Source organism: Vibrio sp. 704 (assembly GCF_033339295.1).
Genome location: NZ_JAWOUH010000191.1, coordinates 1 through 920, shown reverse-complemented (window position 1 = coordinate 920; position 920 = coordinate 1). Strand labels below are relative to the sequence as shown.

The 920-nt window shown below is 45.9% G+C and carries 1 protein-coding gene; it reads left to right on the top strand.

Annotated elements, in window-relative coordinates:
* A partial coding sequence (dxs, locus tag R7R24_RS25390) for a 1-deoxy-D-xylulose-5-phosphate synthase (RefSeq protein ID WP_318119871.1) occupies window positions 1-920 on the top strand: 920 nt, incomplete at both ends.

Sequence of the window (920 nt, the reverse complement as noted above, 5' to 3'; positions counted from 1 at the left end):
GCTTACCAAAAAGCAGTGGCGGCAAACCAACTTTCTCAAAGATTTTTGGTGACTTCTTATGTGACATGGCAGCGCAAGATCCTAAGCTAATGGCAATTACGCCAGCAATGCGTGAAGGTTCTGGCATGGTGCGTTTCTCGAAAGAGTACCCCGACCAATACTTTGATGTGGCAATTGCAGAGCAACACGCTGTGACACTTGCAACGGGTATGGCAATTGCTGGCGATCATCCGATCGTTGCTATCTACTCAACCTTCTTGCAACGTGGTTACGATCAACTTATCCATGACATCGCTATCATGGACTTACCAGTAATGTTTGCTATCGACCGCGCAGGTTTGGTCGGTGCAGATGGTCAAACACACCAAGGTGCCTTTGATCTTAGCTTTATGCGCTGCATTCCTAACATGGTGATCATGGCTCCAAGCGACGAAAACGAATGTCGCCAAATGCTGTACACTGGTCATAAGCACACTGGACCAAGTGCCGTACGTTATCCTCGTGGTAGTGGTATGGGTACAGAGATCGAAAAAGAGTTTACCGCTCTTGAGATTGGTAAAGGTCGAGTGGTACGCAAAGGTGAAAAGGTGGCAATCCTGAGCTTCGGTACTTTCTTACCGAATGCACTAGAAGCAGCTGAAAACCTCAATGCAACGGTTGCTGATATGCGTTTCGTCAAACCTCTTGATGAAGCATTGATTCGCCAACTCGCTGATGAGCATGATGTTCTTATCACACTAGAAGAGAACGCAATCGCAGGTGGTGCTGGCGCAGGTGTTGTTGAGTTTATGATGAAAGAAAAAATCATCAAACCAGTACTCAACCTTGGTTTACCTGATAAATTCATCCATCAAGGTACTCAAGAAGAACTTCACGAAGAACTTGGTTTAGACGCAAAAGGGATTGAAAAATCCATTGCG